Raw genomic sequence first — 13,862 nt, 5'->3', positions numbered from 1 at the left:
ATAACAAACGAATAATCTTATGTTGCAGAAGATTTAAAACAGGTATATTACCAAAATATTCACTGATAAAAACCACTTTTGGCAATCCACTTGTCTCGGCAATTCAAAACCGCCTGCTCAACAGACAATCTGGTCTGTAGGACATTGTTGACATCATCTCTTCAGCCGAAAGCTTCTTGAACTTGACTAATGGTAGATTCATTACGTATGGCGTTAGTTATTTAACACCTTGAGCTTTCAGTAATAAACTTGGAGCGTAAAGCTTAAGTTCAATCTTAAAATCTCGATTTTCACTGGTAAAGACAGTTAAAAATTGGCAATCTTGATAAAGAAAGCTTGTATATATCTACCCTATCAATCAATGAATAAAACTGCCGCACTTAAATTTCCCCGTTTGGCAACCTCCAGTAAAAAAAGGGCGCTTAAGCGAATTACCTTAAACTTGACATTAGATGAAGCCCAGAACCTTGAAAAATATTGTGAACAGACTGGTAGACTAGCAACGGATGTGATTCGGGAACTCATTCAAGCCTTGCCTTGACCTGGCTTCTCACGCCCAGCCTGAAAAGCCGTAGTCCAGATCAGTCATAGTTAAACTAGAAACTGTTGCAAATTTGGACAAAGGTTTTGAACTTTACTCTGCTGAGAGTAATTCCAGAGCGCTAATCTCTAGATTAGATTCTCACAACTTGATATTTGCTACTTCAATACTGTTGTTTGTTGCGAAAATACTAAAAAAGCAGGGTTAGAAATTATTCTTTCACCAAAGTGACGACAAAATTAAACGTAGTCACTAACCAGAGAAATATTTTCTTACTCCTAATTGTGCAACTCAATTATAAGCTCTGATGTCATCTTGTTTTCGGCGGGTGTAGCAGGCCGAAAACTAAATTTTTACATATTTCTTAATCTTTACAAAAAATTATCACTCGTTAACTTAACATCTCCAATTCCACTAAATTCTAATGCTTATATCTTGAGAATAAACCAAGATAAATGATTTTCAAGTCTACTTTTATTTTGTCTGTGGCAAAGCTCGAATGAGTTCTCGAATTACATCCGTTGCTGGTCTGCCTGTCTGTTCACAATACTTTTCAAGGTTTTTGGCTTCATTTGATGCCAAGTTTATAGTTATTCGTTTGACTGCCCATTTTTTGTTCATGCTGAAACAGATAAATCATGTAATTATAGCTTCAAACCCTGATTTTACCTTCCCAACTGGAAAGTAACCTAAATTTGGGAGATGCTGAAATACCCTTTTAATAAGACATATTGTAAATAAATATTGCAGTTAAGCATTACCGATTTACTAACTTGTTCATAAATGATACAGGAACAATTAAGATTTCGGAACCACGTTATCAAAGAAGACGCTCACCCTTGTTCTTGACACAGTGAACTAGTGGTTTAATCTGATACTTTTAAGAGAAATAAACTACGCACACTAGCGACCACAGGAGAAGGGTGACGCACAGAGTTTGCTGTTTGTATAACAGGGGCGAGCGAATTCAAACGCGCTCGGCAAAAAAGATAAATTCTTAGAATCCCTATGTCTTCTCAAGATTCATATTGAAGGTGCGTTTTTAGAGCAGCATTCTTGCTAGATTAATGCAAAGTGCCAATAGCATCTAATTAATACTAGATTCTCTAAAATTTGCCGCCTCTTAATTGTATTATAAACCTACTTCATTCACCCTCATAACCCAGTTTATCTTGGGGGAATGGCTATTTATATTGCTCTTATTAAACTCATAATTTAAGCTTAATTGCAATCAATTGAAAATTAATAATTTTGAAGCAAATCTTAACCTAAATTTGTACTAATTTTAACTCAACCTTTGCTTACGCTGTATGCCTTAGTAAGAAGATTGTGTAGTAACAATGGCAAAGTACTGTATTGCTATCGAGTTTTAGATGTATTTTTACCATTAACCCAGAGCTAGAAGTCAAATTGGAGGTTCTTACGAGTTGCTGTTTACTGCATTAAGGAGCGGAGATTCATGAAACTGCAACTGATCCAATTACATATACTCTGAGCAAAATTAACTGGAGCGTAGACACGTAAGACATACAGGTGCTGCTTGCATAACGTAAAACCAAGTGTCTACGCCGACAGCATGACATTGGCATATTTTCTGTGGAGTTTTCTTAACTTACTTGAGGAGTACAAATGCTTGAGGCTATCGCTGTTGCTTGGTTATTACTATTTTTTGGCGATTTTCTATCTACATTTTTTTACCACGTACCCGAGCACGTTTTTGGTAGCCTTCATTTAAAAACGCACCACTCTTGGAAGAAGGACTTCCGTCACTACGCTATTTTGACTTTTAATCCCCAGGTTCTTTTAGATGGTATCTTGGGAGCTTTGCCTTATGTACTCATAGCAGTAGTCTTGTGGTCTTTCTCTCCCATTGGTGTGATTTCTGGATTACTGCTTGGTCAGTTTCATGTATGGTGGAGACACATAAGTGTACTGGGTTGGCAAACTCCAAAGCCTGTAAATATTTTATGCCAAATTCTATTTATTACTACTCCTGAAAGACACTGGCTACATCATCACAAAACTAATTTAGGTTTCGGTGATATTTTTAGCTTCTTTGAACAACCTGCACAAATGTGGTTACGCTGGCTTCGGTTACTCAGACTTCGTTTTCGCTACTCTCGCATATAACTGAAACTAACGATTAGCTAAATACTTTTTAAACTTACAAAAAGAAGCTGCGATCGCAGCTTCTTTTTGTAACCTACAGGGGATTATTCTACTTTCACAAATCCGCTCAACTACATACTCAAAAAAGCTGATTGCCAATTTACGATTAGTTTAGCAACGATAGACATAAATTCATCATAGATTTAATTCTATGTTTTTCTCTAACCAGGAAAACTTGTGCTTCAGGAATTGAGCCAATTAATTGAATCATCTGCGGGAATGATTTTGCTTTTGAGTCCAGATGCAACCGCATTTGAAACCATTGCCGAATTTGGAGTGTTTTTTGACCACAGTCAGCCGGAACCGGGTAAGGGAATTATTGGCAATATTGTGCAATTCAATCGGGCAGAACTGGTCAATGATGTGCAAGCCGATCCTCGATTAGAGAGGCAGAAAAACGTTAATGCAATGATTTGTGTACTGTTGTGAGCTAAAGAGCGGGTATTAGGAGCGATCGCCATTGGAACGCCCAAAACTGACTCATACAAGGCTGAACACCTGAAACTTATGAGTATCTTTGCCTCCCAAACAGCGATCGCTATAGTTATTTGAAAAATGTCCGATTGGGCTATTATTATGCCGAACAGATGGGACGCTAATTAACATCAACCCCGCCTATGCTGCCATTTTGGGGCACACTGTTCCAGAAACCCTAAATCTCAATGATCGCCAGATTACTCCTGAAAATTATGCCGCCTCTGACCGAGCTAGCCTAGAGAATCTAGAAACAACTGGTCGCTACGGCCCTTATGAGAAAGAGTTAATCCACAAAGATGGGCATCTGGTTTCGGTCAGGATTTCTGGATTGATGATTGACAAAGATGGAGAGCAAGTAATTTGGTGTAGCGTGGAGAACATTAGTGAGCTTCGACACGCCCAGCAGGAACGTCAATGTACTGAACAAATCTTGAAACAGAGTGAAGCCCGATACCGCTCTTTGGTAATTAGTACTACACAAATCCTTTGGGTAAGCACACCAGAAGGAATTTGCTTTGAACGGTAAGTTGGATAGCTTATACAGGTCAAAGTATAGCTGAAGCGGAAAATGGGGGCTGGATTGATGCCGTTCATCCCGAAGATCGCGATTGCACATTTCAAGTCTGTGGTAACGCTGTGGCTAACCGCAGCCTCTATCAAACTGAGTACCGAATTCGTGGCAAAGACTGCAGTTACCGCCACTTTTCTGTCTGTGGCGCTCCTGTATTAGAAGAAGATGGTAGCGTTCGAGAGTGGGTTGGCACTTGCACAGATATTCATGATCGCAAGCTGTAGAACTATTTGCCCAAACTCAGTCCCATTCCACAGAGGTTTTCTCTGCCGAAGTTGCACTGACAAAGGAACGTATTGGTCAGGCAGTTTATCCCTAAAGGAGACCCCACCTTCCCCAATCTCCAATCCCTATGATCCGGAAAATTCTGATTGTTGACGATGAACCCAATATCTTAACTTTCTAAAACTCAAAAAATTGGCTCATCTGCCCCCTGCTTGCTTGATCAGAAGGTAATTCTGGGAAACCTTAATTTGTGAGAGCGAGAGGCTTTTGCCAGAAGGAACTAGAATTAGGAAACACCTAGCTGGGTTCTTCTGACTTTTGAAATTAGGAGTGCATGTGTGCCAAAATCCCCTAAATATTTGCTGATTGGATCAACCGAGACTTACAGCGGTAAATCTGCAACTGTTCTGGGTTTGTCTCATCAGCTACAGCAAAAAGGTCTGGATATTAGCTACGGTAAACCGCTCGGTACGTGTTTCAATAATTCGTCTAGTGGAACCGTCATTGAGGAAGATGTCCAGTTCATCGCTCTTAGCCTCAATTTGCCAGAAAACCGCGTTGCACCCACAATGCTGGCTTTGAATCAACCGAATGTGCAAAACCGCTTGCGGGGAGAAGACAAAACCGATTATCAGCAGTCCCTAATACAGCAATATTTACATAAGTCTCAAGGAGATTTAGTGTTGTTGGAGGGGCCTGGTGATTTGTCCGAAGGCAATTTGTTTGACTTGTCTTTGCTGCAAATGGCTGAAGTATTGGATTCTGCTGTACTGTTAGTAGCCCGCTATAAATCATTGCTTTCGGTTGAGGCACTATTGGCTGCAAAACAGCGTGTGGGCGATCGCTTGATTGGAGTTGTGATCAATGATATCCCTGTCACCCAACTAGAAACAGTTGACACGCTCTTGCGCCCATTTTTGGAACAGCAGGGTATTCCGGTGCTAGCAATGCTGCCGAATAGCGCTTTGCTCCGCAGTGTGAGCGTTGGCGAACTGGTCAAACAGTTAAAGGCTGATGTTCTCTGTCGCAACGATCGCATGGATCTATTAGTAGAAAGTCTGGCAATTGGAGCGATGAATGTCAACTCCGCTGTGAAGTATTTCCGCAAACGTCGGAATATGGCTGTCGTAACAGGAGGCGATCGCGTGGAGATTCAGCAAGCTGCTTTAGAAACTTCTACCCAATGTTTAATTCTCACCGGGCAACTACCGCCACCGCCGTTTATTCTCAGTCGCGCTGAAGACCTAGAAATCCCCATTTTATCTGTTGACTTAGATACCCTTACCACTGTGGAAATTGTTGACCGAACTTTCGGGCAAGTCCGCCTCCACGAGCCGATTAAGGTTCAGTATATTCGTCAGTTGATGTCGGAGCATTTTGATATTGACCGCTTGTTATCCAAACTAGGTTTAACTCCCGCAGCGGCATTGTCTTAGATTCATCAACTCAAACTATTCAGAGCATCTGTAGCTCAGTTATTAGTTAGGAGTCTGTATTGCAGGTAAGGGTACAGATGGTTCGCCGTCACCACCCTGGCGACGGCGTGCTGTTTCCTTGCGCCCCATAGCTGGGACGTGCTTAGTTGCAGCAGCTAATCCAAAGACAGGCATATTCCCGTAAATCGCCTTATATTTTCCTGGTTCTATTAAGTAAGTTTCGTGCCAAATGCCGACACTGCCATCAGCACCAATGGCTTGATTAAACCTTTGCCAAGCTTTTAAATGTGCATCGGCTGGATTTCTAGCGAAACGCTCCAAATCCTCGAACGATCGCCAATACTGAATCAGTCCTACCCCTCGCCAGTAAACAAAAGTTTCTCCTCCTAAAAACCCTTTTTCGGGATTCTGATTAAGGCTTTGTAGCATGGGTGACATTGCCCTGGATGTAGGAATCCATTTAGAAAAAGCCAATAATTTATTAACTCGCATCCCAATCAGAAACACAACAAAGGGTTCATCAATCTCGGCTGTAAATCGTCCTGGTATTACTTGAGGCATCTCTCACTCCTTATTGCTTAAGTTAATATGCAACTAATTGCATAAAGATAGCTTTGTGCAATTAGTTGCATAAGTCAAGTAGTGAATTAAAAATTATGGCATTAGCGCACGCAATTTTAGCGGCTCTGGTTGACGCACCATGTAGTGGATATGATTTAGCAAAACGATTCGATGGCTCTGTAGGCTTTTTCTGGTCAGCAAGTCACCAGCAGATTTATCGGGAGTTAGCGAAACTAGAAGATCAAGGCTGGATCAGTTCCGAGTCGATTCTTCAAGCAGGACGGCCAGATAAAAGGCTCTACAGCGTTACACACTTGGGAGAACAGCACCTTAAAGAGTGGATTGCTCAACCTTGTGAACCCACACCGATTAAAGATGACTTACTAGTTAAAATTTTTGCTGGTGATATTGTTCCTAAGCAAATTATTTTGGCAGAGCTAGAACATCACCAAAAAGCCCATGAAAAAAAATTGTCTACGTACAAGGAATTAGAACAGGGTTACTTTCAGAATCCGCAACAACTGCCAGAATCAGGCAAATTTCAGTATTTTACTCTCCTAAATGGCATTAGTTACGAAACACATTGGCTAGCCTGGTGTAACCAAGTAATGGAGTTACTGAAGCAAACAATCGAAAATTAGTAGCAACGTTTAACTCAAGTTTCCCTCGCATCTACACGCTGTTTGGTAAAATATCTGGGTCGTTTAATCTGATTATCTCCATCTTTGAGCCAATCAACAGACCTTATTAACCTCGATACATTAGCGCAAGAACTAGCGACAATCCAGCAAACGGGTTCTAAAAGAATCGCCTTGCTGGGTTCTCGTCATGTGCCGATTACGCATCAGAATCTTATTGAAATGATGACTTATGCCCTAGTTTTATCGGGTAATCGAATCATTACTTCTGGTGCTACAGGTACAAATTCAGCGGCCATCAAGGGAGCAACCCGGGCTGATGCAAATTTGTTGACGGTGATTCTACCCCAAAGCCTGGAACGCCAGCCTTTGGAATCGCGCCAGCAACTAGAACAGGTAATGCATCTAGTCGAAAATCCCAGTAATGATAATCTGTCTCTGGCTGAAGCTAGTTATTTGTGCAACAAGGAGATTGTTTCCCGTTGCCAGCAACTAATCTGCTTTGCGTTTCACGACAGTCGCACCCTGTTACAAACTTGTCAGGATGCAGAAGAACAAAGAAAAGTGGTGACGCTTTTCTACTTTGATTAGTCATTTGTCATTTGTCTTTCGTCATTTGTATTTGACTAATGACTGATGACTGATGACTGATGACTAATAACCAACGACTAAATAAGTAATGATAATTTTTTTGTACTCGATCGCTGCTGCTGCCGTTCTAATTTATGTGCCATTTTTGCTAGTAGCTTATGCCCGTGTGCGTATTGGGTATGAAATGTTTTCTACTCCTCGCGCTCTGTTTGATAAATTGCCACCTTATGCCCAACGAGCTACTTGGGCACATCAGAACACCTTTGAAGCGTTTATGGTGTTTGCGGCAGCCGCATTGATGGCTTATGTAACTGGTGTAAATTCTTTCACAGCACAAGTGGCTGCGATCGCCTTTGTGGTGGCCCGTTTCCTATACTCAATTTTTTATATTTTGAATATACCCCTTTTGCGATCGCTGATGTTTGCCATTGGCATCCTTGGCTGTGCCACTCTCTTTTTCTTGAGCATCATCCAAGCGACTAATTAAGCGGGTACTGGGAATTGGGGACTGGGAAAGAGTTTTCCCAATACTCAATACCCAATTCAAAATCGTTCGACTGAGCGAAGTCGAAGTCCAAAATCTAAAATCCAAAATATTTTATGGCTTCTACTTTTTCCTTTGACATTGTGAGCGACTTTGACCGACAAGAGTTAGTTAACGCTGTCGATCAAGTTATCCGAGACATCAAAGGTCGTTACGACCTCAAAGACACTGAAACTACTGTCGAGTTAGTCGAAGAAAGTATTAACGTTAGTACTGACAGCGAGTTTACCTTAGATTCTGTACACACCATTCTGCGAGAAAAAGCCGCCAAACGTAACCTATCCCAGAAAATCTTTGATTTTGGTAAAGTTGAATCAGCCAGTGGTAATCGCGTGCGTCAAGAAATCAAACTCAAAAAAGGCATTAGTCAAGAAATCGCCAAACAAATTTCCAAATTGATTCGGGACGAATTCAAAAAGGTACAAGCCTCAATTCAAGGTGATGCTGTGCGGGTTTCTGCCAAATCTAAAGATGACTTACAAGTTGTCATGCAGCGATTAAAACAAGAAGACTACCCCGTGGCTTTGCAATTTACAAATTATCGTTAAAGCACCCGTAATTCGTAGTTAAAAATTCAATTACGAATTACGTTAGCGCAGCGTTAGCGACGCAGGAGCGTCATTACGAATTATTTTAAGCCCCTCCGCCAATACTTTTTTGAAATGCTGGACGCTCAGATAACTGCTTGATATAGTTCAACACCGCCGGGTAGGGGCTGAGGTCTAGCTTCAGCATGATGGGAATGTAACTCAGAATAGACCCCACTGCCACATCCACAACAGTGAATTCATTACCCAGCAGAAAAGGTTGCTCTTCGAGAGCCTTATTCAAGAAAGTCAACAAGCGGGGCATTTCTCGCTCCCGATTTGTTTCCACAAAAATCCCTGTAGCGAGGGTAGAATTGCCAAACAACGTCCATTGGGAAAATACAGCACGTTCCTCAGGTGAAAGAGCAGTTTTACCATACTTATCGGTAAGATACAGCAAAATTGCCCCAGATTCCCAAACTTTAAAATCCCCGTCAACAATTGCTGGAACTTTACCAACTGGGTTAATTGCCAAATACTCAGGCTGGAGATGTTCACCAGCCTGCATATCGAGCTTGATGAATTCGTAAGGAACTTTTATTTCCTCTAAATACCATTGAACAATTGACGCTCGACTACGAGCGCCACCGTAAAGTTTGAGCATAATTACTTAAAGAACTTTGTGAGTATGAGAGTGCTGTTTAACGTTATCTTCTTTCGTGACAACTCTAGCGGCATTTAATACCCGCTTGCGCTCAATAGAATACTTAAATTCAGCGTAGCTTGTACCCAAGGGAATCAGGGATTTTGCAGATTCACGACGCTTGTAGGTACGAGCTGCTGCAAATGCCCGTGGCACAAATTCCTCTCCAAACTGAGCCGACTCTGGGAAGCCATCTGGCAGCAGTTGTGAATCGCCATCCAGCACAGATCCCAAAGTTGTGGCATGAGCCAGCTTATAGGAGGTAGGAATGCCCTTTAAAAGCGCTTCTAAAGCAGCAGAGGGTATTGGTTCTATAACTTCGATTTGATAAACTTCTCCATCTTCTTTGACGAAGCAGGTTGCCAAGCCGATCACAATGTAATCATCGGTTGTTAAATCAGGGGCATTGGGATAGGAAATTGCAGTTGTCATCAGAAAATTTCTCAAAACTTAAAAATTGAATCTACGGACTGGGGATTGGGGATTAGGCATTGAGTTAGAGGGGAAAGTGAATTCTCCGCAGTTCCCAGTCCTTTATTTAACGAACGGTTTGTTGGCATTCTACCAATTTGTCGCTCTCACTACTTGACTAGTCTTGAGATTAACGTCTGCTATTTCTGGAATTCACCTTCGGGAGCAAGTATCCATGATTAGGCTTGAGGAGCAATTGTTTATTTAAGGGGTAGATTTCTACTGGTGTGAGTAGTTTAAATTCAGCCTTAAGATGGCTTTAAAGTAACCATAAGTACCTTGAGAATAGACACAGTGGTAATACCACCATCGGTAAAAAACTAGACTTTTATTTCGCAAAGCAGGGATTTCAGGCAGGGAAAGATGAATATTTACTCATTTTTAGCTGACGATGACCAGCAAAGTAACCAATACAAATATGTTCTAAATACTACAAACGAAGTTCAAGAGTGGAGGACAAACGATTGCAGTGAATCTACTTTAGAGGATAGCCACTTACGCTCTTTTGCTTTAAAGTTGGCTCAACAAGGAGAATATACTGAGGCGATCGCACTTTTAACCCAACTAATCTACCGCCATCCCGACAATGCCGTTGATTACAACAACCGGGGGCTAATTTATTTCCAAGGTGGTGAAAGGCAAAAAGCGTTTTTCGACTATAACACCGCCCTCAACCTTAATCCCTATTTAGCTAGTGCTTATAATAACCGAGCAAATTACTACGCGGCTTGTGGAGAATTAGCAGCAGCACTTGCCGACTATGATCAAGCGATTAATTTGAATCCTCGTCACGTCCGGGCGTGGATCAACCGAGGCATTACCTGGCGTGATTTGGGGCAATACGAGGAGGCAATCGAGAATTTTGAGGTAGCACTGCTTTTCGGTCAACTAGAAGGTCATATCTGGGCTGAACGCGGCAGGACTTACCATCTTTGGGGCGACTGGAATTGTGCGATCGCTGATTATCGTCGCGCCCTCACTCAACTGCCTTCTATCGACAACAGGAAGGATATTACTGGTTGTCGCTTGCGTTTACAAGTCGAAAATTGGCTAAACGAGCTGCTATCTGAATCAGCGTCTTAATTGGTAGATTAGTTCTTCTGGGGGATTCAAAATTCAAAATAATTGATTAAATTTTGAATTAAAGTTTAGTGACGCTGTATCGCTAATGGCTAATAGATGATAACTATATAGTTATTCAAAAATTAGTTATTAACCACTATTTATTAGCAATAATATAAATTAACACCCGGTTTATAAGTAGCCAGAATTACCAGAAACCTAAATAATCCCAAATTCGTTATTTTTCTTAAGGTGAAGATTGTGTTTGTTCATCTTCTCGGCGATCCGGATTTACCAACACGACCTGACGCTGACTAGGATCAAATCGGTATCCTTGTTCTTGCATAATACTTTTAGTTTGCTGAGGATCGAAGTTACGGCTAAATTGCGTTTGCAAACTATTGACATGTCCTTCCATCAGCTTGACTTCAGTACTAATTTCTCGCAACTTTGCTTGCTGTAACCAATTATAAGGCAAAAGTTGTCCTAAGGCAGATGCTGCAACAGCTGTAATCACAACATTAACCGCTATTTTGGCTGTGCTTTCCAGTGCCATCACCTGGTAAGAACGTTGACGAAGATGCCGCTTTGGTCGAGAAATGACCCGGCGTTTTTGTATAGGTTGTAACGGTGGTCTGGATGGTTGAGTCGCGTTCATGATGCTAAAAGATAACCTCGCTTAGTGAAGGGAAGCACTGTAAAAGCCCTCTGGCGCTAATTACTGCTTGATTTAGCTGTCATATTACTTCATTTTTTTGAAATAGCTACAAGTGTTGCACCAGTTAAAAAATAACCTGGCTTACGTAAGTGCAAGGTTTCTAGCTACTTATGGTATAAAACCACAACTTTCTGGAAATTGCACCCCGTACTGCCAGGATTATTAGCTTTTTAACTGTGTCACATCGGAGCGTTATTTGTAAAGTTCTGTGGCTAATCGCCAAGCTAGAACTCCTGGGATCAAGGCCACAACTAGAGCGGTGTAGACTTGAGTATCTGAGATGGAAGATATCTGAGCGATGTACAGAGTATCTAAAATAGGCATGGCTGAAAACCTCCTAACCTGAATACATTTTGAACAGTTCTTTACTACTTTTCCTTGTTTTGCCAAGATTGTGGAATATCTTGTTACAAGATGCAACAAAAGCAGTTGTTGGTCAGTAGTTGTTAGTTATTCTCCGTTATAAAAATTTATAAAAATATGAATTTATATCTAGGTATAGACTTCGGCACATCTGGTGCACGCGGTGTGGTAATTGACGAGGAAGCTTCTTATATTCAAGCTGAGGTGCGATATCCTTTCCAGGACTCACCAGCCGCCCTTACGCCCGAAATTTGGCAGGAGGCTTTGTTTGTCCTGGTGGAACAAATACCTAACCAATTGCGGCGAGAAATTAAAGCGATCGCAATTAATGGTACTTCTTCCACCGTCTTGCTGGTCGATGCTGCTGGCAATCCAACAGATGCACCGTTGCTGTACAACGATGCGCGGGGATCATTGGTGCTAGAGCATTTGAGGAGTATCGTACCCCCCAATCATACCGTGTTGAGTGCCACCTCCAGCCTCACTAAACTTTTGTGGATGAGGCAACAACCCTCTTTTAGTGAAGCTACATATTTCCTGCATCAAGCAGATTGGCTGGCGTTTCTCCTACATGGACAGTTGGGTATTAGCGATTACCATAATGCTTTAAAGCTGGGTTATGACGTAGAGAAGTTGAAATACCCAGAATGGCTAGAAAATTTGCAAATATCGATTCAGCTACCCAAAGTTTTAACTCCTGGGACTCCGATTGCCGAATTGCGTTCTGAAATTGCAGATAAGTTCGGTTTGCGCCGTGATTGTCTGGTGTGTGCAGGTACAACTGATAGTATTGCGGCTTTTCTCGCTAGTGGGGCAAAATTACCTGGTGAAGCCGTGACTTCCCTTGGTTCAACGTTGGTACTAAAGTTGTTAAGTCGTACCCGTGTAGAAGATGCCAGATATGGAATTTATAGCCATCGGTTGGGGGATTTGTGGCTGACTGGTGGTGCTTCTAATACTGGAGGTGCGGTACTAAAGCAATTTTTCACAAACGCTGAGTTAGAAAGCCTTAGCCGGGAGATTGATGGATCAAAAGCCAGCGATTTAGATTATTATCCGTTATTGAAGGTAGGCGATCGCTTTCCGATTAATGATCCCAATCTACCGCCACGTTTGTCACCACGCCCAGATAACCCAGTGGAATTTTTGCATGGCTTATTAGAAAGCATTGCCCGCATAGAAGCGCGAGGGTATGAATTATTACAACAAATGGGTGCAGACAAATTGAGCCGTGTTTATACTGCTGGCGGTGGCGCGGCGAATGAAACTTGGACTGCGATTAGGGTGCGTCATTTGCAGGTTTCTGTAGTAGCGTCAGTGTACACAGAAGCAGCTTATGGAACGGCGCTGTTGGCGATGGCAGGCGGAAGAAGGGGTGAAGAGTAATTGTGTAACAATGTTTTCGTAGGTATTTCGTAAATCAGTATCTATCCCAGTGACAATCAACATATCTCAGCCGATACTGGGATTATTAGATACCGGACTATAGATTCCAGGTTCATGATCTGGGCAGCTATTCGGGGATGGGTGTTTCGCTACAAGCGAATGTCATCTATCCCCTTTACTAATTAATTAGTGTGAGTTATAACTAGCCTACCATCGCTAAGGTAATGGGTGTATCAGCTGTTCTAAATTTAACTTGCATAATTAGAGCGAGCTTTTTGCCTACCAAACAAGAGTTTGATTTAATTTGATTGGTGACATTATTCCCAGATGTAAATATTTGAAATATACGGGAGTTACCGTATATTTACGCTACAGGATAGCTTTAGCTCCAAGGGTTAAACTTCAGTGATAATACTGCTATACTCTTAGAATCAAGTCAAGATTTATTGAGAGCTACTAAATCTTATTGCAGAGATTGCGATCACACTGGTGTCATAACTATTTCCAAAAATTTTTGAATACAATGCAATACTGCTCGGTTAAGGAGAAATAGAGGGTAAAACAAGGAAGGTTTTGTTCGCGTGAAATTTCCGCGAATAAAATAAATAATTAGACTTACTTTTTCTCTTTGAGGCTATCGTACAAGTCCACCCAATTTTGACGAAGAGAGTCGATGCACTCAGTTAAGTAATCGATTTGGGTTCTTCTAGCCAGAGAAAGAACAGCATTAATATGGGCAGAGCTTCCAGCCTTACCCAAATGCTTGTATTTGCTCAATTTGTTGGGTTGAGTTGTGGAAAAAATTGGTTTGGTTGCGTGTAACTTATAGTACCAATAAGCTTGCTTTTTCCCGCGTGCTTGGTAACGTAAAACACAACA

General features: G+C 41.6%; 19 protein-coding genes and 1 pseudogene. 13 read left to right on the top strand and 7 right to left on the bottom strand.

What is annotated here, in order from left to right; translation table 11 throughout:
* Nucleotides 1–361 precede the first annotated feature (361 nt).
* Entirely contained in the window at nt 362–541 is a 180-nt protein-coding gene (locus H6G97_RS25290) for a CopG family transcriptional regulator (protein WP_190943365.1), read from the top strand.
* Nucleotides 542–1,015: 474 nt separating this feature from the next.
* Here the strand turns inward: H6G97_RS25290 and H6G97_RS25285 are convergent, their stop codons facing one another.
* Nucleotides 1,016–1,162, bottom strand: coding sequence for a ribbon-helix-helix protein, CopG family (locus H6G97_RS25285; RefSeq protein ID WP_114083081.1), 147 nt, complete (start codon nt 1,160–1,162; stop codon nt 1,016–1,018).
* Nucleotides 1,163–2,170: 1,008 nt separating this feature from the next.
* Between H6G97_RS25285 and H6G97_RS25280 the strand changes: the two genes are divergently transcribed.
* The 6 genes and pseudogenes from H6G97_RS25280 to H6G97_RS25265 all read left to right on the top strand — a co-directional run bounded on the left by H6G97_RS25280 (nt 2,171) and on the right by H6G97_RS25265 (nt 5,419).
* The gene (locus H6G97_RS25280; protein WP_190943364.1) at nt 2,171–2,671 is read left to right on the top strand and encodes a sterol desaturase family protein; all 501 of its coding nucleotides are present in this window, start codon (nt 2,171–2,173) and stop codon (nt 2,669–2,671) included.
* Between the two features lie 216 nt (nt 2,672–2,887).
* Nucleotides 2,888–3,139: a GAF domain-containing protein gene (locus tag H6G97_RS25275; protein ID WP_338421841.1), complete on the top strand. Its 252-nt coding sequence runs from the start codon at nt 2,888–2,890 to the stop codon at nt 3,137–3,139.
* Nucleotides 3,140–3,151: 12 nt separating this feature from the next.
* Nucleotides 3,152–3,262: pseudogene (locus tag H6G97_RS55470) on the top strand (hypothetical protein); the annotation flags it as partial.
* Nucleotides 3,263–3,272: 10 nt separating this feature from the next.
* Nucleotides 3,273–3,713, top strand: a complete 441-nt coding sequence (locus H6G97_RS52865) for a PAS domain-containing protein (RefSeq protein ID WP_338421844.1) — start codon at nt 3,273–3,275, stop codon at nt 3,711–3,713.
* A gap of 5 nt (nt 3,714–3,718) precedes the next feature.
* Complete coding sequence (locus H6G97_RS52860) at nt 3,719–3,982, top strand: PAS domain-containing protein (protein WP_338421843.1); 264 nt, start codon at nt 3,719–3,721, stop codon at nt 3,980–3,982.
* 339 nt (nt 3,983–4,321) lie between these two features.
* A complete protein-coding gene (locus H6G97_RS25265; RefSeq protein WP_190943363.1) occupies nt 4,322–5,419 on the top strand; it encodes a DRTGG domain-containing protein in 1,098 nt (365 codons plus the stop codon).
* Nucleotides 5,420–5,461: 42 nt separating this feature from the next.
* On the opposite strand, the gene H6G97_RS25260 is transcribed toward H6G97_RS25265, so the two are convergent.
* Nucleotides 5,462–5,980 (bottom strand): DUF4188 domain-containing protein, encoded by a 519-nt coding sequence (locus H6G97_RS25260; RefSeq protein WP_190943362.1) that lies wholly within the window; start codon nt 5,978–5,980, stop codon nt 5,462–5,464.
* Nucleotides 5,981–6,075: 95 nt separating this feature from the next.
* Here H6G97_RS25260 and H6G97_RS25255 point away from each other — a divergent pair, with 95 nt between their 5' ends.
* The 4 genes from H6G97_RS25255 (at nt 6,076) to H6G97_RS25240 (ending at nt 8,301) form a co-directional block, all read left to right on the top strand.
* Nucleotides 6,076–6,621, top strand: coding sequence for a PadR family transcriptional regulator (locus H6G97_RS25255; protein WP_190943361.1), 546 nt, complete (start codon nt 6,076–6,078; stop codon nt 6,619–6,621).
* Between the two features lie 84 nt (nt 6,622–6,705).
* Entirely contained in the window at nt 6,706–7,209 is a 504-nt protein-coding gene (locus H6G97_RS25250) for a hypothetical protein (protein ID WP_041565591.1), read from the top strand.
* 88 nt (nt 7,210–7,297) lie between these two features.
* Entirely contained in the window at nt 7,298–7,696 is a 399-nt protein-coding gene (locus H6G97_RS25245) for an MAPEG family protein (protein ID WP_190943360.1), read from the top strand.
* 113 nt (nt 7,697–7,809) lie between these two features.
* Nucleotides 7,810–8,301 (top strand): YajQ family cyclic di-GMP-binding protein, encoded by a 492-nt coding sequence (locus tag H6G97_RS25240; protein WP_012411046.1) that lies wholly within the window; start codon nt 7,810–7,812, stop codon nt 8,299–8,301.
* Between the two features lie 85 nt (nt 8,302–8,386).
* Here the strand turns inward: H6G97_RS25240 and H6G97_RS25235 are convergent, their stop codons facing one another.
* Entirely contained in the window at nt 8,387–8,944 is a 558-nt protein-coding gene (locus H6G97_RS25235; protein ID WP_190943359.1) for a glutathione S-transferase family protein, read from the bottom strand.
* A 6-nt stretch (nt 8,945–8,950) separates the two neighbouring features.
* On the bottom strand, nt 8,951–9,415 hold the full coding sequence (locus H6G97_RS25230; RefSeq protein ID WP_190943358.1) for a hypothetical protein: 465 nt from the start codon (nt 9,413–9,415) through the stop codon (nt 8,951–8,953).
* A gap of 402 nt (nt 9,416–9,817) precedes the next feature.
* On the opposite strand from H6G97_RS25230, the gene H6G97_RS25225 reads away from it, so the two are divergent.
* Nucleotides 9,818–10,537 (top strand): tetratricopeptide repeat protein, encoded by a 720-nt coding sequence (locus H6G97_RS25225; protein ID WP_190943357.1) that lies wholly within the window; start codon nt 9,818–9,820, stop codon nt 10,535–10,537.
* A gap of 226 nt (nt 10,538–10,763) precedes the next feature.
* On the opposite strand, the gene H6G97_RS25220 is transcribed toward H6G97_RS25225, so the two are convergent.
* Both H6G97_RS25220 and psaM read right to left on the bottom strand, forming a co-directional pair.
* Nucleotides 10,764–11,174, bottom strand: coding sequence for a slr1601 family putative cell division protein (locus H6G97_RS25220; RefSeq protein ID WP_190943356.1), 411 nt, complete (start codon nt 11,172–11,174; stop codon nt 10,764–10,766).
* Between the two features lie 252 nt (nt 11,175–11,426).
* Entirely contained in the window at nt 11,427–11,516 is a 90-nt protein-coding gene (psaM, locus tag H6G97_RS25215; protein ID WP_338421842.1) for a photosystem I reaction center subunit XII, read from the bottom strand.
* A gap of 198 nt (nt 11,517–11,714) precedes the next feature.
* On the opposite strand from psaM, the gene H6G97_RS25210 reads away from it, so the two are divergent.
* On the top strand, nt 11,715–12,983 hold the full coding sequence (locus H6G97_RS25210; RefSeq protein WP_190943354.1) for an FGGY-family carbohydrate kinase: 1,269 nt from the start codon (nt 11,715–11,717) through the stop codon (nt 12,981–12,983).
* Nucleotides 12,984–13,598: 615 nt separating this feature from the next.
* Here the strand turns inward: H6G97_RS25210 and H6G97_RS51880 are convergent.
* A partial coding sequence (locus tag H6G97_RS51880; protein ID WP_206759129.1) for a hypothetical protein occupies nt 13,599–13,862 on the bottom strand: 264 nt, incomplete at its 5' end.

The sequence above is a fragment of the Nostoc flagelliforme FACHB-838 genome (assembly GCF_014698065.1).
Taxonomy (GTDB): domain Bacteria; phylum Cyanobacteriota; class Cyanobacteriia; order Cyanobacteriales; family Nostocaceae; genus Nostoc; species Nostoc flagelliforme_B.
This window is presented reverse-complemented; position numbering and strand designations above follow the sequence as displayed.

Bases quoted from the DNA above. Each gene is read 5' to 3' on its own strand.
- H6G97_RS25290 (WP_190943365.1), top strand. From the start codon at position 362: ATGAATAAAACTGCCGCACTTAAATTTCCCCGTTTGGCAACCTCCAGT.
- H6G97_RS25285 (WP_114083081.1), bottom strand. From the start codon at position 1,162: ATGAACAAAAAATGGGCAGTCAAACGAATAACTATAAACTTGGCATCA.
- H6G97_RS25280 (WP_190943364.1), top strand. From the start codon at position 2,171: ATGCTTGAGGCTATCGCTGTTGCTTGGTTATTACTATTTTTTGGCGAT.
- H6G97_RS25260 (WP_190943362.1), bottom strand. From the start codon at position 5,980: ATGCCTCAAGTAATACCAGGACGATTTACAGCCGAGATTGATGAACCC.
- H6G97_RS25255 (WP_190943361.1), top strand. From the start codon at position 6,076: ATGGCATTAGCGCACGCAATTTTAGCGGCTCTGGTTGACGCACCATGT.
- H6G97_RS25245 (WP_190943360.1), top strand. From the start codon at position 7,298: ATGATAATTTTTTTGTACTCGATCGCTGCTGCTGCCGTTCTAATTTAT.
- H6G97_RS25240 (WP_012411046.1), top strand. From the start codon at position 7,810: ATGGCTTCTACTTTTTCCTTTGACATTGTGAGCGACTTTGACCGACAA.
- H6G97_RS25235 (WP_190943359.1), bottom strand. From the start codon at position 8,944: ATGCTCAAACTTTACGGTGGCGCTCGTAGTCGAGCGTCAATTGTTCAA.
- H6G97_RS25230 (WP_190943358.1), bottom strand. From the start codon at position 9,415: ATGACAACTGCAATTTCCTATCCCAATGCCCCTGATTTAACAACCGAT.
- H6G97_RS25225 (WP_190943357.1), top strand. From the start codon at position 9,818: ATGAATATTTACTCATTTTTAGCTGACGATGACCAGCAAAGTAACCAA.
- H6G97_RS25220 (WP_190943356.1), bottom strand. From the start codon at position 11,174: ATGAACGCGACTCAACCATCCAGACCACCGTTACAACCTATACAAAAA.
- H6G97_RS25210 (WP_190943354.1), top strand. From the start codon at position 11,715: ATGAATTTATATCTAGGTATAGACTTCGGCACATCTGGTGCACGCGGT.